The sequence below is a fragment of the Domibacillus enclensis genome, from assembly GCF_900156125.1.
Taxonomy (GTDB): Bacteria; Bacillota; Bacilli; order Bacillales; family Domibacillaceae; genus Domibacillus; species Domibacillus enclensis.
Genome location: NZ_FTLX01000002.1, coordinates 104,500 through 130,666, shown reverse-complemented (window position 1 = coordinate 130,666; position 26,167 = coordinate 104,500). Strand labels below are relative to the sequence as shown.

21 protein-coding genes and 1 pseudogene are annotated in these 26,167 nt (G+C 47.0%); 3 read left to right on the top strand and 19 right to left on the bottom strand.

Annotated features, from left to right (window positions below; all coding sequences use genetic code 11):
- Window positions 1-9: 9 nt before the first annotated feature.
- The 8 genes from BW952_RS04600 to BW952_RS04565 form a co-directional block, all read right to left on the bottom strand.
- Complete coding sequence (locus tag BW952_RS04600; protein WP_045849329.1) at window positions 10-558, bottom strand: TRAP transporter small permease; 549 nt, start codon at window positions 556-558, stop codon at window positions 10-12.
- 67 nt (window positions 559-625) lie between these two features.
- Window positions 626-1,654, bottom strand: a complete 1,029-nt coding sequence (locus BW952_RS04595; protein WP_045849328.1) for a TRAP transporter substrate-binding protein — start codon at window positions 1,652-1,654, stop codon at window positions 626-628.
- 111 nt (window positions 1,655-1,765) lie between these two features.
- Window positions 1,766-3,031, bottom strand: coding sequence for a TRAP transporter large permease (locus BW952_RS04590; protein WP_045849327.1), 1,266 nt, complete (start codon window positions 3,029-3,031; stop codon window positions 1,766-1,768).
- Window positions 3,032-3,046: 15 nt separating this feature from the next.
- Window positions 3,047-3,589: a TRAP transporter small permease gene (locus tag BW952_RS04585; RefSeq protein ID WP_045849326.1), complete on the bottom strand. Its 543-nt coding sequence runs from the start codon at window positions 3,587-3,589 to the stop codon at window positions 3,047-3,049.
- A gap of 67 nt (window positions 3,590-3,656) precedes the next feature.
- Entirely contained in the window at window positions 3,657-4,706 is a 1,050-nt protein-coding gene (locus BW952_RS04580) for a TRAP transporter substrate-binding protein (RefSeq protein ID WP_045849325.1), read from the bottom strand.
- Between the two features lie 695 nt (window positions 4,707-5,401).
- Window positions 5,402-6,475, bottom strand: coding sequence for a Gfo/Idh/MocA family protein (locus tag BW952_RS04575; RefSeq protein ID WP_045849324.1), 1,074 nt, complete (start codon window positions 6,473-6,475; stop codon window positions 5,402-5,404).
- Window positions 6,468-7,604 carry a Gfo/Idh/MocA family protein gene (locus tag BW952_RS04570; protein ID WP_045849323.1) on the bottom strand — a complete coding sequence of 379 codons (1,137 nt, stop codon included), beginning with the start codon at window positions 7,602-7,604 and terminating at the stop codon, window positions 6,468-6,470. Before BW952_RS04570 ends, BW952_RS04575 begins: the two co-directional genes overlap by 8 nt.
- Entirely contained in the window at window positions 7,605-8,444 is an 840-nt protein-coding gene (locus tag BW952_RS04565) for an AraC family transcriptional regulator (protein ID WP_052698341.1), read from the bottom strand.
- Window positions 8,445-8,678: 234 nt separating this feature from the next.
- Here BW952_RS04565 and BW952_RS04560 point away from each other — a divergent pair, with 234 nt between their 5' ends.
- Window positions 8,679-9,818 carry a Gfo/Idh/MocA family protein gene (locus BW952_RS04560; RefSeq protein WP_175607564.1) on the top strand — a complete coding sequence of 380 codons (1,140 nt, stop codon included), beginning with the start codon at window positions 8,679-8,681 and terminating at the stop codon, window positions 9,816-9,818.
- Window positions 9,815-10,663, top strand: a complete 849-nt coding sequence (locus BW952_RS04555) for a sugar phosphate isomerase/epimerase family protein (protein ID WP_045849321.1) — start codon at window positions 9,815-9,817, stop codon at window positions 10,661-10,663. Before BW952_RS04560 ends, BW952_RS04555 begins: the two co-directional genes overlap by 4 nt.
- 109 nt (window positions 10,664-10,772) lie before the next feature.
- Here the strand turns inward: BW952_RS04555 and BW952_RS04550 are convergent, their stop codons facing one another.
- A complete protein-coding gene (locus BW952_RS04550) occupies window positions 10,773-11,705 on the bottom strand; it encodes a nuclease-related domain-containing protein (protein ID WP_045849320.1) in 933 nt (310 codons plus the stop codon).
- A 206-nt stretch (window positions 11,706-11,911) separates the two neighbouring features.
- The gene (gene uidA / locus BW952_RS04545) at window positions 11,912-13,696 is read right to left on the bottom strand and encodes a beta-glucuronidase (RefSeq protein ID WP_045849319.1); all 1,785 of its coding nucleotides are present in this window, start codon (window positions 13,694-13,696) and stop codon (window positions 11,912-11,914) included.
- Between the two features lie 116 nt (window positions 13,697-13,812).
- Between uidA and BW952_RS04540 the strand changes: the two genes are divergently transcribed.
- Complete coding sequence (locus tag BW952_RS04540; protein WP_045849318.1) at window positions 13,813-14,949, top strand: AraC family transcriptional regulator; 1,137 nt, start codon at window positions 13,813-13,815, stop codon at window positions 14,947-14,949.
- A gap of 148 nt (window positions 14,950-15,097) precedes the next feature.
- On the opposite strand, the gene BW952_RS04535 is transcribed toward BW952_RS04540, so the two are convergent.
- The 9 genes and pseudogenes from BW952_RS04535 to larC all read right to left on the bottom strand — a co-directional run bounded on the left by BW952_RS04535 (window position 15,098) and on the right by larC (window position 26,129).
- Window positions 15,098-16,603 carry an MFS transporter gene (locus tag BW952_RS04535; RefSeq protein WP_045849317.1) on the bottom strand — a complete coding sequence of 502 codons (1,506 nt, stop codon included), beginning with the start codon at window positions 16,601-16,603 and terminating at the stop codon, window positions 15,098-15,100.
- A 247-nt stretch (window positions 16,604-16,850) separates the two neighbouring features.
- Complete coding sequence (locus BW952_RS04530; protein ID WP_045849316.1) at window positions 16,851-17,483, bottom strand: YesL family protein; 633 nt, start codon at window positions 17,481-17,483, stop codon at window positions 16,851-16,853.
- On the bottom strand, window positions 17,480-18,010 hold the full coding sequence (locus tag BW952_RS04525; protein ID WP_045849315.1) for a hypothetical protein: 531 nt from the start codon (window positions 18,008-18,010) through the stop codon (window positions 17,480-17,482). Before BW952_RS04525 ends, BW952_RS04530 begins: the two co-directional genes overlap by 4 nt.
- 10 nt (window positions 18,011-18,020) lie before the next feature.
- Window positions 18,021-19,313: an ABC transporter substrate-binding protein gene (locus BW952_RS04520; RefSeq protein WP_045849314.1), complete on the bottom strand. Its 1,293-nt coding sequence runs from the start codon at window positions 19,311-19,313 to the stop codon at window positions 18,021-18,023.
- Window positions 19,314-19,422: 109 nt separating this feature from the next.
- A complete protein-coding gene (locus BW952_RS04515) occupies window positions 19,423-21,030 on the bottom strand; it encodes a response regulator transcription factor (RefSeq protein WP_045849313.1) in 1,608 nt (535 codons plus the stop codon).
- A gap of 12 nt (window positions 21,031-21,042) precedes the next feature.
- A complete protein-coding gene (locus tag BW952_RS04510; protein WP_045849312.1) occupies window positions 21,043-22,767 on the bottom strand; it encodes a sensor histidine kinase in 1,725 nt (574 codons plus the stop codon).
- A gap of 49 nt (window positions 22,768-22,816) precedes the next feature.
- On the bottom strand, window positions 22,817-23,650 hold the full coding sequence (locus BW952_RS04505) for a carbohydrate ABC transporter permease (RefSeq protein WP_094031946.1): 834 nt from the start codon (window positions 23,648-23,650) through the stop codon (window positions 22,817-22,819).
- Window position 23,651: 1 nt separating this feature from the next.
- Window positions 23,652-24,617: a carbohydrate ABC transporter permease gene (locus BW952_RS04500; RefSeq protein WP_082084520.1), complete on the bottom strand. Its 966-nt coding sequence runs from the start codon at window positions 24,615-24,617 to the stop codon at window positions 23,652-23,654.
- A 252-nt stretch (window positions 24,618-24,869) separates the two neighbouring features.
- Window positions 24,870-26,129, bottom strand: a pseudogene (gene larC, locus BW952_RS19645) (nickel pincer cofactor biosynthesis protein LarC).
- Between the last annotated feature and the right edge of the window lie 38 nt (window positions 26,130-26,167).

The following is a 26,167-nucleotide window of genomic DNA, read 5'->3' as shown; positions in this document are numbered from 1 at the left end:
TTACGGCACCTATTTTGCCTGGGCTTTTGTTTCGTCAGTCGCGCTATCCGGTATCGCTTCTTCCGTCGAAGCAACCAGCACGAATTCATTCGATTTACCTTTAAACGCTTCAACTATGTTAGAAATAATCAAGATCATCATCCAAATGCTTGTGACAATACCAATGCCAAATAAATAAGATAATGGCATACCAGTGACCGGTCCCGTACTGTTCTTATTTAAGATCGTCATCTTCCAGCTTCCTTCTAACAACAGCCATAATAAGTAAAGAACAATGCCATTGCTGATCAGGAAGAAAACCTTTTGCCCTTTCGTAGGTAGCGCTTTCACTAGGATATCAACACCGAGGTGCATTTTATCTTTCATAGCTGCAATCGCTCCTAAAAACACCATCCATACAAAGAAATATCTCGACATTTCTTCGGACCAAACAATCCCTGAATTAAATACATAACGGAGTACGACATTTCCAAATACCGCAATCGACATAGCCGCCAATGAAAAAGCTATCGCAACATTTAACAGATTATGAGAGAAAGAACTTATTTTCTTAATCAAGGTTTTTTCCTCCTTGCGTTAAATAGTTGGTCTTGAATAATGCACGTATTATTCAAGACCAACTGAGTTATTCAGCTTCAGCTCGAATTCGATCAGCTAAATCCTCTGCCCAGTCATATTCGCTGTAAATGTCTTCGTAAAGCGGCTGTGCAGCTTCTTCCATTTGCGCAGCAAATTCATCTGAAGGTGTTGTGAATTTCATTCCATTTTCTTCTAAGAATGCTTTATCGTCTTCGTAGCTTTTTTCCATAAGCTCAAACTCATAATCTGCTGTTTCTTTTGATGCTTTTTCAATAAGCTGCTGCTGTTCTTCAGTCAAACCTTTGTAGAAATCGCTATTAATAATAAACAGGTTTGGACTAAACATGTGCTTCGACTCGAGAATGTCGCTTTGTACTTCATACCAGCCGGAAGCTCGTACTGTTGCAATCGGGTTATCCTGTCCGTCCACTACTTTTTGTTCCATGGCCGTAAAAATCTCAGAGATGGCAAGAGGCGTTACATTCGCTCCCAGAAGTTCCCCAAGCGTAATATAGTTCGGAATGTTCGGCATTCTTAACCGAAATCCTTCGAAAGCTTCCATGCTGTCGATTGTTTTGTTGGATGAAAACATCCTAAAACCATTGGCACTCCATGCAAGTGGTTTAACACCATGAGTAGATTCAAGATCAGCCGTCAGTTCTTCTCCAATGGATCCGTTCAACACTTTTTGGACATGCTCATAATCTTTAAATAAAAATGGCCATTCCGGCACACCCATTTTTGGAATATCCGCTTGCATGATCAATCCTGGGATCCCCATTTCAATTGTGCCATTACGAACACCATCGTAAAATTCTTTCTCAGCGCCAAGGGTACTGTTCGGGAAAATTTGAACTTCTAATTCGCCGTTGCTCTCTTCTTCAACCATTGTTTTAAATTTTTCTTTTAATGCAACATTTTGTGGATGATCTTCTGCAAAGTAATTCGCTACTTTAATGACTTTCGTTTCACTACTTCCTCCAGAAGCACTCTCGTCGGAACTTCCACACCCGGCAAGAAGTAATGCACTTGTTAAAGAAGCGGTCATGAAGCCTAAAAATTTATTCTTTTTCATTTTGACGACCCCCATTTGTTTTATATTATAAAACTAAGTTTTTCAATATAAAATCAACTATAGTGTAGTTCATTTATGAAACCGCTGTCAATAATTATTTGATTATTCTGTTTATAAAAATATCAGTGAAAGCTGAGGAATGACAATGACGATGAACAGCGTTAACAACATTGCAATGAAAAATGGAATAATCGCTTTGGACAGCTGCTCCAATGACAGGCCGGATATACCAGCACCGACAAACAAGTTGACGCCAAGCGGCGGTGTAATAAAGCCTATGGCCAAGTTGACGATCATAATGATACCGAAATGAATCGGATCATAGCCAATTTGCAGTGCTACAGGCAATAGAATTGGCGTCAAAATTATAATGGCTGCAATTGTGTCCATAAAACAGCCTACAATAAGCAGCAACAATGTAATCAGCATAATGATGACAATTGGTTCGCTTGAAACGGACAGCATGGCATTGGCGATTTTGTTAGGAATTTGTTCAATTGTCAATAAACGTCCAAATGCTGTTGCAGCACCCACAATCACTAGAACAGTTGCTGTTGTCAATGCGGAATCAACAAAAATTTGCGGCAGATCTTTTAGCTTCAGCTCTTTATATAGAAGAAGACCAACGAATAGCCCAAACACAACCGCAACTACTGCTGCTTCTGTAGGTGTAAAAATACCACCGTAGATGCCTCCTAAAATAATCACTGGAATTGCCAATGCCCATTTTGCTTTCCATACCGCCTGACCGATTCCTTTAATAGATGCTTTATGATCTGAGCCTGTGTACCCCATCTTTTTCGAATGGATATACGCGTACACCATAAGTGCAATCCCGACCAAAATCCCTGGCAGAATACCGGCGATGAACATATCGCCAATCGAAACGCTTCCGGACACTCCATAAATAACCATTGGAATACTAGGAGGAATGATGACACCGATGGAACCGGCCGATGCAACAACAGCTGTAGCAAATCGTTTGTCATAGCCTTTTTCAACCATAGCCGGGATCATGATGCCCCCAATGGCTGCAACCGTCGCCGGGCCGGACCCAGAGATAGCGGCGAAAAACATACATGTAATAATGGTCGCCATCGCAATGCCACCTGTTTTGTTTCCGACAATTGAATCGGCTACATCAAAAAGGCGCCTGGATATTCCGCCTTTCCCCATGATTTCACCAGCTAGAATAAAATAAGGAACAGCTAGGAGCGGGAATGAATCAACCGATGTGGTAAGCTCCTTCATTAAAAATTCAATCGGAAGAGCACCTGTATAAATAATTGTGAACAGAGTCGCTAGACCAATAGCAATTCCAATCGGAACGGTTAAAAATAAGAAAGCTGCAAACGAACCAAACAATACACCAGCCATGAATGCTCCCCCTTTCTAAATTTTTTCCTGGCGCGGGCTTATGTAAGGTTCCGCATCTTCTGGCAGTTCTTGTGTTTGATCGAACGTTCTAATTGCTTGAATATCTTTAATAATGTTTTGAATAAGCCGGATACCTGCGAGTCCCATACCTACAGGTGCTGCCATGTAAACGATGCCAGTAGGAATTTGCAATGCCGGTGTTGTCTGGCCGAATGCAAGCAATTGTGCTGCAATCCCATAGCCATATCTGACGACAAATACACAGAAAATCAAAAAGAGGACATTTGATAAAACGGAAAAATAGATTTTTGTTTTATCTTTAAACAGTAAAAGAGCAGCGTCTACCTTAATATGACGATGATGCTTAACCGCATAGCTAATGCCGATGTAAATAAGCCAAATAAAGCAGTACCGGGCCAGCTCCTCTGACCAGGAAAGTGAGTTTGACATGACATACCGCATGAATACCTGGACAAATACAACGACGACCATAACAGTAGTCAGAAAAAACAAGATATACTTTTCCAAGTTTTCATCCAGCCATTTTACTGCCTTCATTCTTTATCGCCTCTTTTCTTTTAAGAGTAAGCCGGTCATCTTGTGACAACCGGCGCATTCCACAAAATTATTTAGCACTTTCGATCGCTGACAAGTATTCGTCGACAATATCGGCGCCAATCGATTCTTTATGCTTCTCAATTACGGGCTGTACAGCTTCTTGGAATTTTGCGAATTCTTCTTCCGGCACTTCAGTGAATGTCATTTGTGTTTTTAATTCTTCAAGAGATTCATCCGCTACTTCACGTGTACGCTCGCGATTAAACTGTCCAGCTTCAACCGCAGCTTTTGAGATGATATCCTGCTGGTCAGCTGATAGCTCTTCCCAAATAGATTTACTGAATAGGAAGATAAACGGTGTGTATACATGGTTCGTATTTGAAATATGCTCCTGCACTTCTGGGTAGTTGCTAAGCAAAATGGTTGGATACGGATTTTCCTGACCATCAATTGTTCCCTGCTGCATCGCTGTAAATAATTCTGTAAACGCCATTGGTGTCGGGTTCGCACCAAGTGCTTTCCATGCATCAAGGTGAATTTCGTTTTCCATCGTACGGATCTTTAGTCCTTCCACATCTTTCATAGAACCAACTGGACGAACATCATTTGTTAAGTTACGGAATCCATTTTCCCACCATGCAAGGCCTACAAGTCCTTGTGAATCAACCATTTCAAGCATCTTTGTTCCAAACTCCCCATCCAGCACTTGATCTGCTACTTCTTCATTTGGAATAGTGAATGGAAGATCAAATACACCATATTCAGGCAAGAAGTTGACAAGAGGTGAAGTCGATGGAATGGTGATGTCCAATGTTCCAAACTGCAGCATTTCAATCGCCGAGCGGTCATCGGCAATTTGCCCTGAATGGTATACTTCTACAGTTAAATCATCTGTTTCTGCTTCAACAAGCTCTTTAAATTTCATCGATGCTTCGTATTCAGGGTGCTTATCATTTACACCAATGCTGACGCGAAGTGTTCGTTTTTCTCCAGACCCTTCATTTCCTTCAGCAGCCCCGCTTTCTCCTGAGCCGCTTGAGTTCGAGCCACCGCATCCCGCTAGAAATATTGCACTGATCATGACTGCACTGAGCATTACCATCAACAATTTTTTCATTTTTTCTCCCCCTGATTGTAAGAATGTATTGCGATAAAACTATTCTTCATCCCCTTACTGTTTTACATTATAAAACTAAGTTCTTTAATTTATCCGAATCCCTTGATCTTACTTGCTACTTTGATATAATGATTTTTAAAGCGCTTACATTAAGTAGATAAGGAGAACGGCGTCCGAAGCAAATAAAGTTGTCTGTTTTATATTATAGAACAGTGTTTTGCATTGAAGAACTTAATCCGATTATAAACGGATTTTTAAGACGAAGTCAATGATTTTTTGACTTTTTCCTTTTAATAGGCAAATACCTTTGGAAGAGGGCTGGATTATTTACATGGGCGCTGATTGGCGAGATGGGCTAAACTATTCGGGGCATAAGGATGGTAATGGTTTTGGAATTTTGCAGCAAGCGCATGGAGTTGACGTTTTGTGAGAAAGGATTTTTTCTCATCAAGGAATTCACCCATCTTACCGGGAAGTTCTGGGGCATAACGGATGTACGTATGATCTGGAGAGTTTTTTGGAATGATCTCAACGCGGACAATCCAGTGCTTTAAGCTTAGCAAGCAGGATAGATTGTCTCACAGAGACAGCTCTTTTAGAATAGACTACATGATTACTATACGACACTCCTTTTTTAAAATGCAGACGGCTGGATTCCCCTAATGCTAGCAGGGAATCCAGCCGTCAGCTTTTTTTTACGCTAATCGAACCGCTTTTTCCTGGGCAATCAAGCAAAGCTCTGCCGCTTTAAAGGCATGCTCCTGGGTCATGGCGTTTTCGGTCCGGTTTAAGCAGTCCAGGATCAAGTCACCGAAGAACGGGAAGCCTACTTTTCCTTTAACGGCTTCGTGGAAGGTGCCTTCTCCATTTGCCCAGTAGACGTGGTCGCTCTCACCATCGCGGGCGATGTCGATGTATTTACGGACTTCGATGTAGCCTTCTGTGCCTTGAATAAAGGCGCGGCCGTCTCCCCATGTGCCGAGTCCGTCCGGTGTCAGCCAGTCGACGCGGAAGTATTGGGTTGAGCCGTTTTCCCCAACGAGCATGCAGTCGCCGAAGTCTTCAAGCTCCGGGTAGTCCGGTGCAGTGTAGTTGGCCACCTGGCTGCGCACGACTTCTGCGTCGGTGTTGCCTGTGTAATATAAAAACTGTTCAATCTGATGGCTGCCGATGTCGCACAGGATGCCGCCGTATTTTTCTTTTTCAAAAAACCAGTCCGGGCGCGACGGGGCATTTAATAAATGCGGCGCAAAGTTGGATACTTGCAACACGCGGCCGATGGCTCCCTGTTCGATCAATTGACCGGCGTATACGGCGCTTTCAACGTGAATGCGCTCAGAGTAGTACACCATGTATTTCTGGCCGGTCCGGGCAGCTACTTCCTTCGCCTGCTCCAGCTGCTCCATTGTGGTAAATGGAGATTTATCAGTAAAGTAGTCTTTGCCGCTTTCCATTACCTTGCAGCCAAGCGGGCCGCGTTCGTTTGGAACCGCCGCAGCTGCGACAAGCTTCACTTCAGGGTCGGCTAAAATTTGTTCTTCGCTTTCGGCTGCTTTTGCTTCCGGGTAGGCTTCGATAAATTTCGCGACACGCTCCGGATTCGGGTCATACACCCATTTCACCTCAGCGCCTGCTTCCGTTAAGCCGTTGCACATACCGTAAATGTGGCCGTGATCCAGGCGCATGGCAGCGATAACGAATTCTCCTTTTTCAACCACTCGATTTGCATTTCCTTTTGGTGCGTAATTCATTCCGTCTTTTTTAGACATGATTGTCCACTCCTTTAAATGTCGATGTATTCATTTTTTTCTCTAACAGCTGGCTGTATAACTCTTCATTAATCGGCAGCTCCACCCGCTCGTCCAGCCAGGCGGATAAATAAACGGCGTTCGTGACCATCAAGCTGTGAATGCCCTCCTGCCCCGGCGCGACAAGCTCGGCTCCGGTTAAAATGGCGTCTGCCCAGTTGGCCATAATCCCGGTATGCTCCGGTGATTCGCCCAAAATCGGAATGTCCACCTTCCAGCATTCCGGCTGGCCGAACATAGCGGTGCAGCTCTCGTTAAATTCTGATTCCGGCTGACGGAGACGCCAGAAGTGCAATTCGTTATTCTCAACAACGATTTTGCCCCGGTCTCCGGTTACTTCCAGCCGGTTCGTGCCCGGCGCTTCCGCAATGGAGGTGACGAACAAGCCGCTGGCGCCGTTCGCATACTTGACGTAAGCGGTTACCTCATCCTCTACCTCAATCTCCCGGTGGCGGCCGAACGAGCAAAAAGCGTGCACACTGACAGGCATCATGCCGGTTGCCCATACCCACAAATCCAGCTGGTGCGGAGCTTGATTAAGCATAACGCCTCCGCCTTCTCCTGCCCAGGTGGCACGCCAGCCGCCGGAATTGTAATAGCTTTGCGGCCGGTACCAGTCGGTCACAATCCAGTTGGTCCGCTTGATTTCGCCGAGTTCACCGGACAAAATCAAGTCTCGTACCTTTTGATAAACAGGGTTCATCCGCTGATTAAACATCATGCTGAACACCTTGCCGCTTTTCATGGCAGCTTCGTTCATGAGCCGCACAGACTTTGTTTCTACACCCGCTGGCTTTTCGCACAGCACGTGCAGTCCCTGGTCAAACGCTTTGATGGCGATGTCCGGGTGGCTGAAATGCGGTGTTGCGATTAACACTCCGTCCATGTCAGCCCGCTCCAGAAATTCATCCACCGACTGAAATAGCTCGATACCCGTGCCGAACTCGTTTCTGGCCCATTGCAGCCGCTCCGGTCTCGGATCACATACAGCGGTTAAAACAGCACCTGCCACTTTTCCTTCTGCCAGTGACCGGGCATGATGAGATCCCATGTTGCCAAGGCCGATCACACCGGTTTTCACACACTCCATTCAGCTCTCCCCTTTTCTTCGCCGGTATTCAGATGGCGTGAGTCCGACTTTCTTTTTGAAAAAACGGCTGAAATGAGCGGGGCTTTCAAATCCGGATTCAACCGCAATATCGTAAAGAACGCGTTCCGGATTCATCTCCAGCTCATATTTCACTTTATTCAGCCGGCAGTCCATCACATACTCCATAATGGTGATGCCGGTTACTTCCTTAAACACACGTGACAAGTAAAATTTGCTGATGGATAGAGCGGCCGAAATGTGGTCGAGTGTGATTTTTTCGTGGAAATGCTGCTGAATGTACGCAGCTGTTTTTTCCACATGCACATCCTTCTCGCTTTTCGGCATCGCAAGCCGGTCGTTGGCGCCCTTGCTCAGCTTGAAAATGTTCAGGAGAATCGTGGCCGTTAACAGCTTCAGCTCTGCTTCCGCCTCTACCCGTTCCTCCGTCAGCCGGACAATTTCTTTGATCGCACCGTAAATCTTTTCCCGCTCCGGCCCGTCGCCGCCCCGCAGCAGGCTGTTGTTCATTTCCTTAAACGGAGCCAGCCATTCCGGTGTGCCAATCGACTCGATCAGCGGCTTGATCCACTGAGCGGAAAAATGAACGATGCTTCGCTCATACGGAACACCCAGCGCCGGATTAGCGCGATGTGACGTGAGACCGTCCATTATAATAATGTCTCCCGGCTGCAAATCGTATATAGCATTGCGAATCAAATATTTACAATCTCCGCTGTGGAAGCAATAAATTTCAAACTGTGCGTGTGAATGGAAGTCGAATGTATTTGCTTCCATGCCAATTGTTCGGTGCCGGTAATTCGCGTACAGCCAGTCATTCATGTCTTCCACCTCGGTTTTCTTTTTTATTGTAGGGGATGCACGACGGATTTACAGTAGCCTGTCATGCTCAATCTCCGCTATTTATTGACTCATATTGCTTTTTTGAAAGCACTTCTTTTTACATATAAAATCAATTTGAGTCAATTTTATCATGAAATGAAGCACGTCCGGGCAGTGAGGTTTCCTTTAATATGGGCTACACTAAATGTAATGAAAAAAAGGAGGCCACATTTGATGAAAAAAGTACGTTTAGGCATTATTGGACTTGGTACTCAAGGGAGCACGTATGCGGGATTTATTGCCGATGGAAAAATTGAGAATATGACGATTGGCGCCATTTGTGATATTGATCCGGCGAAAAAAGACGTTTATCCGGATGTTCCTTTTTACGACAATTATATCGATATGCTTGAAAGCGGTGACATTGATGCTGTTGTCACGACTGTGCCTCACTACCTTCATCCGGAAATGGGGATTGAAGCGCTCAAGCGTGATGTTCATGCACTCGTTGAAAAGCCGGCTGGTGTGTATGCAAAGCAGGTGCGTGAATTGAACGAGGTTGCTGCTTCGAAGCCGGATGTAACGTTCGGTATTTTCTTTAACCAGCGGACGAACCCTCTGTACCGCAAGTTAAAGGAATTAATCGATCAGGACGAGATTGGCGCCATTCGCCGGACAAACTGGATCATTACAACCTGGTGGCGTCCGCAAAGCTATTATGAGCAAAGCGCATGGCGTGCGACGTGGAACGGCGAGGGCGGCGGCGTGTTGGTCAACCAGGCGCCGCACCAGATTGACCTTCTTCAATGGATTTGCGGCATGCCGAAAAAAGTGTATTCGAATGTGAAATACGGCTATCAGCGCAACATTCCGGTTGAAGATGAAGTGACCACGCTGCTTGATTACGGAAACGGAGCAACAGGCGTTTTCATTACGTGTACGCACGACATTCTTGGCACGGACCGGTTTGAAATTTTAGGTGATAAAGGCAAAATTGTCGTCGATGACAGCAAAACGCTGACCATTAAGCGTCTGCAAAAGCCCGAGCCGGAATTAAACGGTACGATGACGATGCAGGATGTGGCCGAAATTATGAAGGGCGGCGACGTGTCTAACATTTACACGGAAGAGGTCATCGAATTTGAAAGTGTATGGGGCGGCCAGCATATGGAAGTGCTGCGGAATTTCGCGGCCAACATTTTAGAGGGTGAGCCATTAATCGCACCAGGCAGTGACGGCATCCATGGTGTGTCGCTGGCCAATGCGATTCACCTGTCAAGCTGGCTGGAAAAAGAAGTCGAGCTGCCGATTGATGAAGAGCTGTACTTCGCTGAGTTAACGAAAAAAATCGAAGCGGAAGCGGCTGTGAAATGACAAAGGGCAAAATTGGCGTTCAAATGATGATGCTCAAGGGCAAAGTGGAGGAAATCGGTGTATACGAAACGATGCGCCGCATTTATGATCTCGGCTACCGGACCGTGGAAGTGTCACAGATTCCGATGACCGAGGAAAACGTCGCAGCGTTAAAGCAGGCATCGGCTGATTTTGGCATCGACATCGCAGCACTGACCGCCGCCGTCGAGCCAATGGTACCCGGAGCAGGCGGTGAAACATTAACAGACGATTTCGACAAAATTGTTCAAGACTGCAAAACGCTCGACTGCCGCTTTTTGCGAATCGGCATGATGCCGCTTGCGTCAATGGAAACGAAAGAATCCGTGATGGCGTTTATCGAAAAAGCCGAAGCGTTTGCGGAACGATTAGCTGAACAAGGCATCAGCTTGTATTATCATACGCACCATATTGAATTTCAAAAGCACGACGGCGACTACTTGCTCGATATCATCAAAAACAACACGACCCGGCTCGGCTTTGAGCTCGATGTGCACTGGATTCAGCGCGGCGGCGCCAACCCCGTCGACATCATTCGCCAGTACGCAGGCCGCGTGTCCCTTCTTCATTTAAAGGATTACCGGATCGGCTCCTTGAAGATGCCGGATGACATGAAGGACTTCTTCACCTCCTTTGCCAACTTGATTGAGTTTGCTGAAGTGGGAGAAGGAAACCTCGACTTCCCGCCGATGATTCAAGCCGGACTCGAAAGCGGCGTGGAATATTTCTTCGTCGAGCAGGACGACACGTACGGCCGCGATCCGTTTGACAGCTTGAAGATTTCAGCTGATCATTTGCGGAAGCTCGGCTACGGAGACTGGTTCTAACCTTTTGACGGTTTGGCGCGATTATGGAGGATACGGCGCAATTCCATGTGAATTGCGCCTTACCTTTGGGAAATGCGCCGTAATCCCGGGAAATTGCGCCGTCATCTCATCAGGAGGACGGCTTTTTCATCATGTGAACAAACCCTTTTGTTGTTCCGATCGAGTCTTCCCGGCACTTCTTCAATAATTTTTCACTAACAGAACGCGATTCGACGTTTAAAAACCGGCGCAGTTGCTGGTTGGTGATGGCTGTGCCGACAAGCAGCGTGTAGTCATGGAGGGCTTGGATCGGGGCTGTTTTCGATAGAAGCTGGCATCGGCTGCATTCCCAGTGCCGTTTAACCTTGATGACGGTCAATGTTCCGCATTTGGGACAATGAATACCCGGGAGAAGATCGGACGGCTGAATGTGAAATACGTGGAAGATGTCTTGGTCAAATGGCTTGTGGGCGGCGGCTAGTCTTTTAGCGAATTCGAACGTTTCTTTTTTCGTTAACATGGCTGGCAGGCCGTTGATTTTTTCCTCCATGCGCTGGCGGATGTCTGTTGGATAAAGTACGTATGCACGATCAGGAGAATCCACCGGCTGGAATTCCACCTTTGCCTGCGGATGGCTGAGAACAACGACGGACAAGACCGGCATCGGCTTCGGCAGCCACTCGGCAAAAAAGTGTTCCTGGCGCTGAACCTGCGTAATCGGATCGCCGAATACTTGATCATTTCTGGTCATTTGATTCGTGTACCGGTTGAATAGGAGTGTTCCTGAGATGTGTTTCACTTCGAAGAGAAAGATGATGGATGGACAAATGACGATGGTGTCGATTTGCACATGTGTGGTGCCGTTCGCGGATGGAAGACGGATGTCATGAAGAATTCTGTAGGATTCGTTGATTTCGGATAAAAAATACAAAAGCCGTTTCTCTCCCTCCAGCCCTGCATTGCACTTGGCCAGTTCCTTTTTTACTTCTTGAAAACGAGGATGGGCTGGCGGCAGCCGGTGATAAAGGGCCTCAACTTTTTGATGCCAGATGGACTTTCTCACATTTCCACTCCTTTCCTTTTCTCTTACTATCACACAGATTCCATTTCTTTTCAAACAAAAATAATGGCGCAATTATATGGAATAGGGCGCAATTCCTTGTGAATTGCGCCCTAATTTGAATAATTGCGCCATACTGAGCTGGAATTGCGCCGTAATCTCGGGAAATGCGCCATAATCCTGGGAAATACGCCAAACCAGTCAAATGGCTATTTCTTGTAGCCAAACTCCGGAATCTCTGTCCAGCGTCGGCGCAAATCTTGAGCGACGGCTTTTGGCTTGCGGTCGCGGGTGAAAATACCCTTTTTGTTGCCTTGCACACGCATGACGCCCTGACTTGTCGCAAAGTCGGCAAAGTTCCACACTTGCTCGCCGATAAATTCGTTGTACTCGTCACAAATTTCGTGATTGACGCGGTAGTACTCGACCTGGAATTCTTCGGTGAACATGACCGGGTCAATGTCGTGAAGGCCGGCGACAGTGTCAGCTCCATATTCAGTGAACATGATCGGCTTGCCCGGACAGCGCTTCCGCCAGCCATCGAATTCCTTCCGCATGTTGAGGCGAACCATGTCCCAATCCCCGCTGTCTACGTACCAGCCGTAATAGCGGTTCAAGGCCAGCACGTCGATGATTTCCGCAATTTTATCGGTTTCCGGTGTCGACCATAAGTGCGTGACAATGGTGACCGGACGTTTTTGCGGATCGAGTTCTTTTGTTAGCTTCACGAGCGGTTCAAAGTATTCAAGCGCCCCTTCTTCTTCGGAAGCGGGTTCGTTGGCGACGGACCACATCACAACGCACGGATGATTTTTGTCACGGGCAACGAGTTCACGGATCACCTTTTCATGCGCTTCCTTCGTACCGATGTGCGCCCACGTATTGCGCTTTTCTGCGGCCCCGAACAGCGTCGCCGCGAAATTTAAGTGAACGCCGACCGCCGGTGTTTCGTCGATGACGACAATTCCTTCTCTGTCCGCCAGGCGCATCATTTCCTCGGAATACGGATAATGCGCGGTCCGGAATGAGTTGGCGCCGATCCATTTGATCAAATTGAAATCCAGGACATTCGCCGCTTCATCAAAGCCGCGCCCGTGAATTGCTGTATCCTCGTGCTTGCCGAAGCCTTTAAAGTAAAATGGCTTGCCGTTAATTAAAAACTGGCTATCCTTTACTTCAACCGTACGCACGCCAAACGGCTGCTCATACACATCAACGGTTTCTCCCTTTTCTGTAATCCGAATCTGGAGTGTATATAAATAAGCATTCAGCGGCTCCCATAGTGTGACATCAGGAATGTGAACGGTCCCTTCAGCACCGGACGCTTCCGCTACTGTTTTTCCGCCTTCGTCCACTACTTGAACGGTGACATTCCCATCCGCTTCCACCTGGTAGTGAACCGCTCCATCCAGTTCTGTCACAACCGTTACGTCTTTTACAAACGTTTTCGGCGTTGTGTACAATTTAACCGGGCGGTGAAGACCTGCGTAGTTGAAAAAGTCGAAATTCGGGCTGTTTTTCACGACCTTGCCAATGCCTTCCACTTCCTTTTCCGTGTAGTGGCCGACGGGCAGTGTCGTTTCATCGACGATATTATTCACAGCGACCGTCAGACGATTTTTCCCTTTTTGCAGCAGGTCATTGACTTCCGCTTCAAACGGCGTAAATCCGCCGGTATGCTCCATCGCGAGCTCGCCGTTTACGTATACTTTCGCTTTGTGCGTAGCAGAGCCGAACCTTAAAACGATTCGCTCCTGCTGCAGGGCAGCGGGAACGGAAAACTCACGCTCATACCATACCCAGCCGACGTGGTTGCGAATGTCCGCCGTTGCTCCGACGTCGTTGTAGGACGCCGGAACCGTCATGCTCATTGTTTCCTTTAAGCCACCTTCAAACCATTTTTCGTCAAAGCCGGACCCGCTGTCGAGCTTAAAGGACCAGATGCCATTTAAATCAATTACTGCACGGGTTTCCGTTAAAATTGGGTACAACATACCGAGCACTCCCTTTTTTGTAAGTGTTTACATTCGTGATTATACGTTTTATACTGAAGATGAAACAGAACGATACTTGCATTTCTTATACAATTTTAACTTCGAGGTGATCATTTATGAGTGATACGTTTCCATTATCGTCTGCTGTTATGACCCTTTTTCAGCTGACTCATTTAAATATATTTGCGCTCGACCCGTCTGGCCGGCTGTTGATGCTTCATGCGCCGCACGACATTCCCGACCGGCTGAATGAAGATGCCTTTCAGTCATTATCAGCTGCGGTAATTGAACAGCCGGCTGTTTGTCACTTTTGGCATGACGAGCCTTTTGCTTACATTGGCGGCTACTACGATGCCGGTACGGTTCTTGCGGCCGGTCCTTTTTTAACGCAGATGCCGGACCCTTCGGCCACACATTTAAATCAGCAAACGATGCGGGGACTGCCGATTTTAAACCGCGCCACGCGGCAAAGCATCGCCAATGTGCTGATGCACTTAAATAAAATGGAGCCCGTCACTCTTTCATCCATTAATGGCGGCAGCGCTCCGTCTGATTCCCCTTATTCGGCTGATGAGACAGCGGCAGCTTCCTTAATCAACCTCCGCTATGCCGTCAGCAATGAGATGATGCAGGCCATTGAAGACGGCGATGCCGCTGCCCTCGTCTCGGTGACTAAAAAAGCAGACAGCTTATTTGATTTCTCCAACCGGTTTCCGAACAAGCCGCTGCGTGTCGCAAAAAACAGTTTAATTATTTTAAATACAACGTTCCGGCTGGCCGCAGAACGCGGAGGGGCACCGCCGGTTTTGCTGCACCAGCTGTCTGAAAAATTCGCTATCGCCATTGAACGGCTGAACAGCCTGCATACGCTGGACCAGCTGCAGGAATCGATGGGCGACGAGTACTGTCAGCTTGTGGCTGAAAACAAGCTGGCCGGCTATTCGATGCTGATCAAAGAAACCATTCGCTATTTGCACATACACTATGCTGAGCCGTTCGATGCCGCTGCGCTTGCTCAATCGCTGCACATCCATCCGTCTCATTTAGCGAGGCAGTTTAAAAAAGAAACCGGCACGACGATGGTTCAGTATGTTCACAGTCTTCGTGTGCAGGAAGCGAAACGGCTTTTGAAAAAGGACACCGCTTCGATTGAATACATTGCCGGCCAGTGCGGATTTGACGACGCTGCTTATTTTGCCCGCGTCTTTAAAAAAGTGGCTGGTATTTCCCCCGGCAGCTGGAGGAAGCAGTAAAACCCCTCGATGATGGCGCAATTATATAGATTACGGCGCAATTCGGCTGGAATTGCGCCGTAACTCTGGGAAATGCGCGTTATTTTCGGGAAATGCGCCGTAATCCTGGGAAATACGCCTTAATCACGGGAAATGCGCCGTTCCGAGGTTACTTTTCATCTACCGGAATGGAAATTTCCTTTTTATCAACGAGAATTTGTTTTACACCTGCGATTTCTTCTTGAATTTCAGCCATCCGCTTATCGTCGAGCTCGTAAAATCTCATGGCGATGATGGATGCGATCCAGCCGAGCATCGGAATGCCGAGCATGAAGAACAGTCCGACCCAGAACAAGCTGGGTGTGAGTGGCGTGTCCACTTCCGGGAATGCTGTTTTAAAGCCGATCACCGCAAGGATCAATCCCACAATTGTTGTGGCAAGAGACGAAATCAATTTATCCACAAACGAGAAAATCGTCCCGATCATGCCCGGAATGTAGCGGCCGGTAATGTGTGATTCGTAGTCGGTCGTATCGGCGATCATCGGAATGACCATGTTGCCTGTAACGCCCATAAACGAGTTGCCAAGTATATATAATAGAAGAAACGCAATCGTCATGAATCCCCAGTTTGACAGGGAGATGTCGGTCGGCGTGCCGATCACGAGAAGAAGAAACAGCAGCGCGTAAGTAATGAGCGCTCCCCACGTGGCCCCGACAAACGACATTTTCAGTCCACGGCTGCGGGCAACGCCGATTCCGATAAAGGTAAGCAGCAGCGTGGGGCCGACGGTGATCAGTGAGATTGTACCGCTCAGTGCATAATCGCCCATAATCAAGCCGAAAAACAGGACAGGTACAACCGGCTGCCGGATCACTTGTCCAGCCAACTTATCCGTTGCAGCTGCGATCACGAGCATTTGCAGCGGCCGGTTGCGTCGAATGACTGGCCAATAGTCTTTAAACGTTGTTTTCACATTTTTTTCTGCAAAGCCGAAATATTCGAGTCGGTCTTTTTCCCAAATACCGATCACCGCTAAAATGGTGAACACAGCAGATGCGATAATGGCGATCGTGTTAAACTCTGCGAAAAAGCCCGCCGTGAAGCCGCCATGCTTCGGAACTAAAACCGACGCGATTAAAAACTGTCCGCCGACGAATAAAATCGTGTTGAATGTTGCGTCAAAGGCGGAAAAAACCGGCCGCTGCTTCGGATCATTCGTAAGGACGGTTTGTGCCGCTTTGGTGCAGGCGGTTTGAAAGGTGTAGCCGACAATGTGCACAGCGTAAATCAGGATGAAAAACGGAAGCCGCCATGCTTCTGGAAGGGCGTGGGTGATATTAAACATAAGCAGCACCGTCACAGCCAGAATCACATTTCCTAAAATCATAAATGGCCTGAACTTGCCGAACTTCGATTCTGTTTTGTCAATAAAATAGCCGATAATCGGGTCTGTGATGCCATCAAAAATGCGCATGGCGGTTAACAGAGTGCTGATGATCACCACGGTCAATCCGGCGATACCTGTCGCATAATACGAAATAAAGCCCATTGCAAACATATACAGGTTTGTGGCCGTGTTATTTAAGGCAAAAAAGCCGATCTGCCATAGCTTTGACCGATTCACAAACTGGTTCCTCGATGGTTCTGCTGTCCTATTCGATACTGCTGACATACAATCGCCTCTTTTCTTCATGCAGGATTCTTTTAGCTAAAATGTAAGCGCTTATAAAGTGATTATAAAGGATTCTCATTTTATCAAAAGAACAATTCTTGCACTTTTAGGACTTAACTGATTCAGAACAAAAAAGACCCCTTTAAAAGGAGTCTTCTATCGCCGATATATTTTCTGTTGCGCTGATATCCATTGGGCTAACGCTGATATCATTTTTTACCGGCGTTAGCGGGGTGTTTATCGGCGTTTATTTTATTTTTCCGGCGATCGGCCATGTTTTATCGGCGATCACCCTTTCCGTGTAAAACCATACCCACATCGCCAGTGAGCTGGCGGCGCAAAGCAGGGCAACAGCCGGGATGGTGATGAACAAAAGCAACAGCGCCGCCGCACTTCCCAGTCCGAAAATCGTTTTAAACGGTGCCTGCAGGGCGAGGAAACCTGCTTGTTTAAGCGCCCGGCTCATTTTGTACTCGCCGTTCACAAAAACCGGAAAAATGTAAAAAAGAAGGGCAGCATACAATAGAATGAGTTGAACCGTCAGCATTTTCCCGATCAAATTCATGTTAGACTGTCTCTGCGAGAAAAAGTGCCAGTCAATAAAAAGCAGTATACCCGCTACTCCAAACACAAAGCTGATTTTTTGGCTTCTCCAGAAATAAAACCGGTATTCCTGCCAAAACTGCGTGAAAACGGCTGGTACCTCTTCCCCATTCACCCACTTTTTCGTGATGCTGAATAACGCCGCGGTCGCCGGGCTGATGCCGAAAATAACGCCGCCCATCAAGGTAAATAAAAGCCATAGTGCATTCACGTAAACGATTCTAGAGATCCATTCCATTCCTGTGTAAAGTGTTCCGGTTACATATCCTTGGTTCATTCAAGCACCTCCTCCTTTCCATCGTCCAGCATGCCGCGCAGCACTGCCTTGCTTTCTTCCTGCTTTGCACTAAATGACGGCAAAATAGCCGTCATCTCATCCGGTAGTTCTCCTTTTAGCGATGCAAAAATGGAATTCGCTCTTTGCACGGGCAGTCCATAAAGGTGCCGCTCGCCTGTTTTCCTGTTTTCCGTGTAGTCGTCCTGCACGTCCGGCGGCATTAGTTCATCGAGCGGTGTGAGTCCGTTTTGTGTCAGCAGTCCTTGCACGAAAGCCGGCTCTGTCACATAGACATCACCGGCTCTTTCAGCTAAGAGAACAGAAAATTTTTCGCGTGAGAGCGGATAAATAGAGACGTCAACCGGCTGGTCCGGCCCGGTTCGTTCCATTAAAAGCTGTTCGACTTCTTTCTCTTTCCCCATCATTTCATCAGCAAAAAAGAGAATGTTGATGTGGTCCTCGTTCGATGCAGCCGCCTGGCAGCCGGACAGCAAGAGCAGGCTGCCGATCATCAGAATCCATTTCATCCGCCTCACCTTACCGTCCTTTTATTTCTTCATACTGGCTTTTTAATTCTTCAAATGCCTGGTCCGGCTCAATTACACCGAACATGAGCTGTTCGCCAACCTGTCTGTAGGCGTTGTTTTGGAAGTCACCCCAGCCTTGCGGTCCGCCGTTAAATGGCTGTGCGTCTTCTGCTGTCTTATTAACCAGTTCAAGCTGTGCTTTGTCGGAATCTGTGAATCCTTCACTCATCGAATCCAAAATTTGATTCGAAACCGGCAAGCCGCGTGATACGCCTAAAATTTCAGCTGCTTCCGGATCATTGATAAAGAAGTCGATGAATTTTTTCGCTTCTTCCTTTTGTTTGGAGCTTTCACTTACCGACCAGAACATCGACGGTTTTAAATAGCCGCCTGCTTCAACATCCCCTGGTGCTTTCACTAGACCATAAGCGCCTGGCTTTACACTGTCATAGCTTGGGAATTGCGCCGCAAAGCTTTGTTTGATTAAAACAGCGTCCGTTAGAAGCAAGTCGCCTTTCGGATCGTATTCCACCTCTGCCACTGTCATTTCAGCTGGAGAAGCAACACCTTCATTGCGCAGCTGTTCAAAAGTGGAAATCCATTCCTTCCACGTTTCTTTATCGATGTTAAATTCGCCGTCTTCTGTCGTTAAATGGCCTTTGCCTTTGCTGAGCTGGTACATTTCATAAACGCCGGGATCGTACGTAAAGTCGCGAATCGCATATTTTCCATCTTCAAGCTTCGGCTGTACGTCTCTTGCCAGCGCAAACATGTCATCCCACGTCCATCCTGCTTCTGGAGCCGCTACACCCAACTTTTCAAAAGCAGCTTTATTGTACACTAGACCAAACGCATTATTGCCAAGTGGAACCGCATACAATTTATCGTTTACCTTGCCGGAGTCAGCCAGTGTTTCATCCATATCCTCGATGCTGATGCCTTCAGAAAGGTCCGCCAGCTGATTGCGTGTTGCATATTCCTGCAGGTACTGGGCATCCATTTGAATAATATCCGGTGCGTTTTGGGCAGCAGACTGTGTCGCAAGCTTATCCCAGTACCCTTCCCAGCCAGAAAACTCTGTTTCGAACGTAACATTCGGATTTTTTTCTTTGTACAGGTCCAGCACCTTTAATGTAGCATCATGCCGTTCCTGTGAACCCCACCAGACCATGCGCAGATTCACCTTGCCTCCATCCGCGCCTGTGTCTTCCTCTTCCTGATTCTGTGCCTGCTGTGCGCTGCATGCAGATAAAACAAAAACCATTAGTGCAGATAACAATACTGTGAGCCACTTTTTGTACATCCCTTACTCCCCCATTCACCCGTAATGTTTCTTACACCCCAATTATAAAACGCTTTCATAAATGCTTATATAAGAGAGATGCACAATTGTTTTTAAAATTGTACACCGATTATTGCTTTAATAAGTCTGTCGGATTCACACCTGTATACTTTTTAAACATTGAGCTGAAATACGGTGTATTTTTAAAGCCTACCTTTTCAGCAATTTCATAAATTAAATAATTGCCTTCTAAAATGAGGTACTTCGCTTTTTCCATCCGGACCGTGTTCAAATACTGATTAAAAGACGTTCCGGTCGCTTTTTTGAAAATCTGGCTTAAGTAATTGCGGGAAAGAAATACTTGCTCAGCCAGCTGGTTCAGCGTCAGGTTTTCATGATAATGGCTGTCGATGTATTCAATTAAGTATTCGACGGTTTGTTTATGACGAATGTTTTCCTTTTCCTCCTGCTGAATGCGTGACAGGATTTGATCAACAGATGCCAGAAGCCATTGCTGAAACTGCTCTTTATGATGAATTTTTTCGATATGAGACGCGGCTGTCTGGTAATCAATCATTTCCTCGAGGTTGATTCCTTCATCATAAAGGGAGTACGTTAAAATAATCCACGTTTCTTTCCCAATTGTCTGAAGGGTGGAAGGCAGCGAATATGACCGTTCGTTTTCATTTTGCATAAAATCCTGAATGATCCGGACTGCCTGCTCTCTTCGTCCATTTTTAACGGCATCAGACAGCTCCCGGTAAAATTGAACAGGCTTGCGGAATGCGGACTTTTGCGTGAGAAATTCCGACTGCTCCTTTGCCGGCATATCCTCATACGAAACAATGCCCTTTAATGTGATACGGGAAAGCGCGTAAAAGGCTTCTTCTGTTGAGACCGGTATTTCCTCCCACTGCTTTTTCACCCGGCCCATCCCCACCTTGCATTCGCCCGCTCCTTTTACATGAACCAGCTCCAATACTTTATCTGCTACATATTGAGCCGCTTTCTGGCAGCTGGCGTCCTCTGTCTTCTCGTCATATGAAAGCAGCAGCGCCGAATACGCAGCATCAAGCTCAATCCACTCCACATTCTTTACGTGCGTCAGCGTAGGCGCTGAAAAAAAGCAGCTGATGCTTTCCTGCAAATGCTCCCAATCAACGGATGAATGCTCATTATCCAGCTTCACGACGAACACCTGATGCTTTCGTTTTTGCAAATAGTCGGCTTTTTGTTCGTTTCGAATGGCGTTTTGATCCTCCATGCCCAGCATAAGTGACTTCAGCCAGGTGTTGGAGATTAATGATTTATAATAATTGATTTTCTCCTTCAGGTCGTCCTGGTCGCTTTGCTTCGCTCTTTCTTCCTCCAGCTTTGCGGTGACTCTGCCCAGTGATTCCTCCATCGTCTGAATCGTAATCGGCTTGCTTAAATAATCCTGCACCTTCAGCCGAAGCGCCGTTCTTGCGTATTCGAAATCCGAATAGCCGCTCAAAATAATGATGCTGCCTGTGTAATTGCTTTCGCGCAGGGCACTCATCATTTCCAGTCCATTCATAACCGGCATATAAATATCCGTCAGTACGATATCCGGCTGCATGTCCATAATAATGTCAAACCCGGCTTTTCCATCTGACGCTTCTCCAATGCACTCGATGTTGAGCCTTTCCCACGGAATAGCTTTTTTCATTCCACGGAGCACACGCGGATCATCATCTACGATTATCGCTTTCCACATGGAGCTTCCTCCTTATTTACGGCTTTTTTTAGGGATTTTTATGAAGACTGTCGTTCCTGCTCCAGGCTTGCTGTCAATTGTAATAGAGCTGCTGCTGCCAAAATAAGCGAGCAGGCGGTCCTCTACATTTTTAATACCGTAGCCGCCGTCTGCCGTCCGCTTTTCCACGGCCGTCTCTTTTGAAAACCCAATGCCATTATCCTGAATGACGATGCATAAGCTGTTTCCGGCATCGTGTATTTTGATCGCAATCACCGCTTTTTCCTGCCCCCGGAAGCCGTGTATTACCGCATTTTCAATAAACGGCTGCAATGTCAGCTTCGGAATATAATAGTGGACGTACTTTTCCGGAATAAAGATCTGATAGTGCAGCCCTCCTTCCAGCCGGATTTGCTGAATTTGAAGGTACGACTCTAAATGAGTTAATTCTTCCTTTAGCGTAATAAAGGTTTCTCCCTTTGACAGGCCGATCCGGAACATTCTTCCCATCAGCTCAAGCACACGGCTTATTTTCTCCTGCCCTTCCTCAATGGCCATCCAGTTCAGCTGATCGAGCGTATTATATAAAAAATGCGGATTGATGTTTGCCTGCAGGGCGGCCAGTTCTGCTTTCTTTTTTTCCTGATACTCTTCTTCTAAATTCGTATAAAGTCCTTTAATCCGGGTATTCAAGTTAAAGTAGCCGCGAAACAGAGCGCCGAATTCATTCCGGTACCCTGCCGGAAGCTTCGGTTCATGTTCATTTAAGGAAAAGTCATTCATGCTTCGCAGCAAATCCTCAATCGGCCTTGTGAACTGCCGGGATAAATAGTAGGTTAAAAAAACCGTTACAACGATGGTGATGCCGCTGATGAGCAAAAGCAGCTGCGCAAGCTTGACACTTCCGCTAATAATGTCCTCCCACGGTGTGACTTCAATTAATATCCACTCTGAGTTGACCAGCTTGGACCAGACGACCAGTGTTTCGTCCTGCCTTGCTGAACCGTTTACATTTGTATTGATCTTATCTTCCTCGCTCAGCTGATCAAACACCTTCAATGATGCCAGTGCATCACCGGACCCGTTGTACGTAATAATGTTGTGCTTTGCATCGACCAGCAGGCGGTGGCGGCTGTCCACTTCCCCGTCCATTAACCTCAAAAAGCGGTCTGTTTTCGTATTCACGACAATGATACCGGCCGCTGTTCCATTTCGCTTATACACTTTGCGCGCAAAGCTGACGACCGAAATATCTCCCTGCGGCGATGAAATAACATGCTGCTCCAGCCAGGCGGAATCGGCGTTTTTCAGCGGCTGCATCCACTCGATCGATTCATAATGGTCAAACGGGAAATAGCGAATCGGCCCCTCCTGATAGCGCACCGGCGGATCTTCCACATACACGTCGACCGTATCGATGATGGGAATGCTGAACATCGTATTAAAAAAAGACGTGTTAATTTCTGAAATAGCCCGCAGCGACTCATACGGATCGTTTTCACTTTGCAGGTAATCTTGCAGGTCTTCATTTCGTGACATCGCAATTGTCACTTGTTCGACGGACTGCTTCTGCATACTGATTTGCTCGTTAATCTTCCCGAGCAGGTTTTGCTGATAAAAGGATGTGTTTTTCTGCATCTCGGCGACCGACACTTTGTAGCTGACCAGGACAAAAAGCGTCAGCAGCAGCACAATCAAGCTGACAACTGCAAAAAAGAAAACCGTTCGGATGGGATATAGTTTAAATGGGTTTTTCATGGCGGCCCCTCTCTCTATTCCTCAGAATAGCAGAAAAAAGGCTGACGCGTCAGCCCTTTAATCCAGTGCTTGCTACCCCTTCCACAATGTGGCGCTGGGCAAAGAAAAAGATAATAACCGCCGGAATAATCGACAGAAGCGACATCGCGAACAGCTGGCCCCACGGCACGGCGGAATTCGCATCCACGAACATTTTCAGCGCAAGTCCCACGGTGTAGTTTTCCACTGAGTTTAAATAAATTAAGTGACCGAGGAAATCATCCCAGTTCCAAAGAAAGCAATAAATCGCGACCGTTACGAGCGGCGGCTTCATCAGCGGCAAAATAATCCGCCAGTAAATACCGAACCACGAGCAGCCGTCCATTTTTGCGGCTTCATCCAGCTCTTTCGGAATTCCTCTAATAAACTGAACGAGCAGGAAGATGAAAAACGATCCGCCAATTCCTCCGGCCAGCGCATGGGGAACGATAAACGGCAAGTACGTATCCACCCAGCCAAAGGCATTAAACATATCGTATTGCGGCACGAGCGTAATCTGGCTCGGAAGCATGAGCGTCACCAGCACGATGGAAAACCAGAAGTTGCGAAGCGGAAAATCCAGACGGGCAAAAGCAAAAGCAACAAGACTGCAGGAAATAATCGTCGTGAACAACACACCTAAAATTAATTCAAATGTGTTCATGAAGAAATGGCCGAACGAATAACCTGGAATGGCATACCAGCCTTCTGTAAAGTTCGAAAACATAAGCTGCGAAGGAAAAATGTTCGCCGAATCAATTTCTTCATTTGATTTAAACGCGGCGCCCACCCACCATAATATCGGATAGACCATAAACAGGGAGATCACTGATAATGTAAGATGACTTATCCATTTTTTCTGCATATTACTTCCCGCCTTTCGCTTCATAAAACACCCATTTTTTCGATGATAAAAAGATTAGCGCAGTGAAAACGCCGATAATGATAAGCAGTACCCACGCCAGAGCAGATGCATAGCCCATCTGGAAGCCGGCGAATGCCCGCTCGTATAAATAAAGCGCATACATATACGTGGACTGGATCGGTCCGCCTTTTGTAATTACGAACGCCTGTGTAAACATTTGAAACGAACCGATCGTCTGAAGCACTAAATTAAACAAAATAACAGGTGACAGCATCGGCAATGTGACCGATATGAATTGTCTCGTTTTTGAAGCACCGTCCACAGAAGCTGCTTCGTACAATTCAGGTGATATTTGCTTTAATCCGGCTAGAAAAACGACCATCGATGAGCCGAACTGCCAGACGACTAACAAAATAAGCGTGCCGAGCGCTGAATCCGGATTGGCAATCCAGTTCGTTCCTTGAATGCCGAAGATGCCGAGAAACTGATTGATCAGACCGTCGCTGCCAAACAGATTCCGCCATAAAATCGCCACCGCGACGCTCGTCCCGATTAAGGAAGGCAAGTAAATGAATGTTGTGTAAAAGGACATGTATTTAAGCTTCTGGTTTAAAAAGATGGCCATAAACAGAGCGGTCACAAGCTTGAGTGGAACCGAAATGACGACGAATAAAAGCGTGATATAAAGCGATTTGTAAAAGGTTGAATCATTAAAAAGCATGTTGCTGTAGTTTTCCATCCCAATCCATTCCGGCGCTTCCAACAGTGAATAGTTGGTAAAGGAAAAATAAAGGGACAGCAGCATCGGGTACAGCGTTAACAGGAAAAAGCCGATCAGCCACGGTGATAAAAACAAATAGCCCGCTACAGGCGACTCCCATCTTTTCCGTTTCTGTTTCCCTTTTGATATGAGTGACTGCTTCGACAGTTTTTCTTCTTTGATTGCGCTTTCATTTAGTTGCTTCATACGTCCTCCCCCATCTCTTTTTTTAAAGTATACGAAAGAGCGAGCGAAGAATATATGAGAGAAATGCACAATAATTATTAATAATTCACACATTTTTAGCGCAGAATCAGCGGCGATCGCCGATATATTATTTGTTGCGCTGATATCCACCGGGCTAACGCTGATATATTTTTTTACCGGCGTTAGCGGGTGATTTATCAGCGCTTCTTTCGTTTTACCGGCGATCGCCCGGCAAAAAAGCCCCGCCAGCTTTTACATGACAGGGCTTTTCCATACTTCCTCGTACACTTCCTTTAAAGGCACGCCATTCTGAAGAGCGATCGCGCGGCAGTCTTCATATTCGGGGGCGCGCTGCACAATTTCGCCGTCCAACAGCCCGCACTTTACGGTGACGGGTCCCCATTTGGTCGAGACCTCGATAAACTGCCGCTCCAGCCGGTGAACAGTGAGCGGGTAGTAGCGGATACCGAGCGTGGTCGTTTCGCGGAACAAAATACGCTCCATGTCCGGCACGTTCCGGGCAGCACAAAGCAGCTGAAGCAGGACACCGGGGCGGTTTTTCTTCATATAAATGGGTGTATAAAACACGTCATTGGCTCCCGCTTCAAACAACAGATCCATCACATGGCCAAGCCACTCGCCGGATATGTCATCGAGATTCACTTCCATCTTGATCATGTCGTGATCCAGGTGCTCCTCATTGGGCGGACGGTTCATGGCTTCTCATTCCTTTCCGATGACAACGCGCAGCACATTCGGATGATCCTTAAACGTTTTCGTTCCGGCACCATAGCCGATTTTCTCAACCGTCATCGATGGCATTGTCCCAAACGACTGAGCCAAAACGGCGGCAATCGCTGCACCGGTCGGAGTGGCAAGCTCGCCTTTAATCGATGTCCGGGCAATCGGCACGCCCTTTAGGATTTCGAGTGTGGCCGGTGCAGGCACTGGATACGTTCCGTGGTCAATGTGAATATGCCCGCTGCCGGTCGGGATCGGTGAGCAGTGAATGCTTGTAATCCCCAGCTGATCGATTAAAATGGCTGCGCCGATAATATCAATGATGGAATCCACAGCACCCACTTCGTGAAAGTGCACATCGGCAAGCGGCAAGCCGTGAATCTTGCCTTCTGCTTCGCCGATTTTTTTGAAGATGGCAAGCGACCTGTTCGTCACCGCTTCAGTAAAGCCGGCTGCTTTGATCATGTCTGTAATTTGTTTGTAGGCACGATGGTCATGATGATGATGGTGGTCATGAGAATGATCGTGATCATCATGTGAATGGCTATGGTCATGGTCGTGTACATGATCGTGATCGTGAGAGTGACTGTGATCATGATGGTGGTGCTCATTTTCGTTTAACACGTTCACGTCAAACTTCACAGCGGTAATGCCATTTTTGTTTACACTTTTTTGGGTAATGGTATATTCGCTTTCGATCTTCAGCTTTTTAAGCTCCTCTTCCATTTGGGCAAGGTCCGCGCCGGCGTCTAAAAGCGCGCCGATCACCATATCGCCGCTGATTCCCGAGAAGCAGTCAAAGTAAAGTG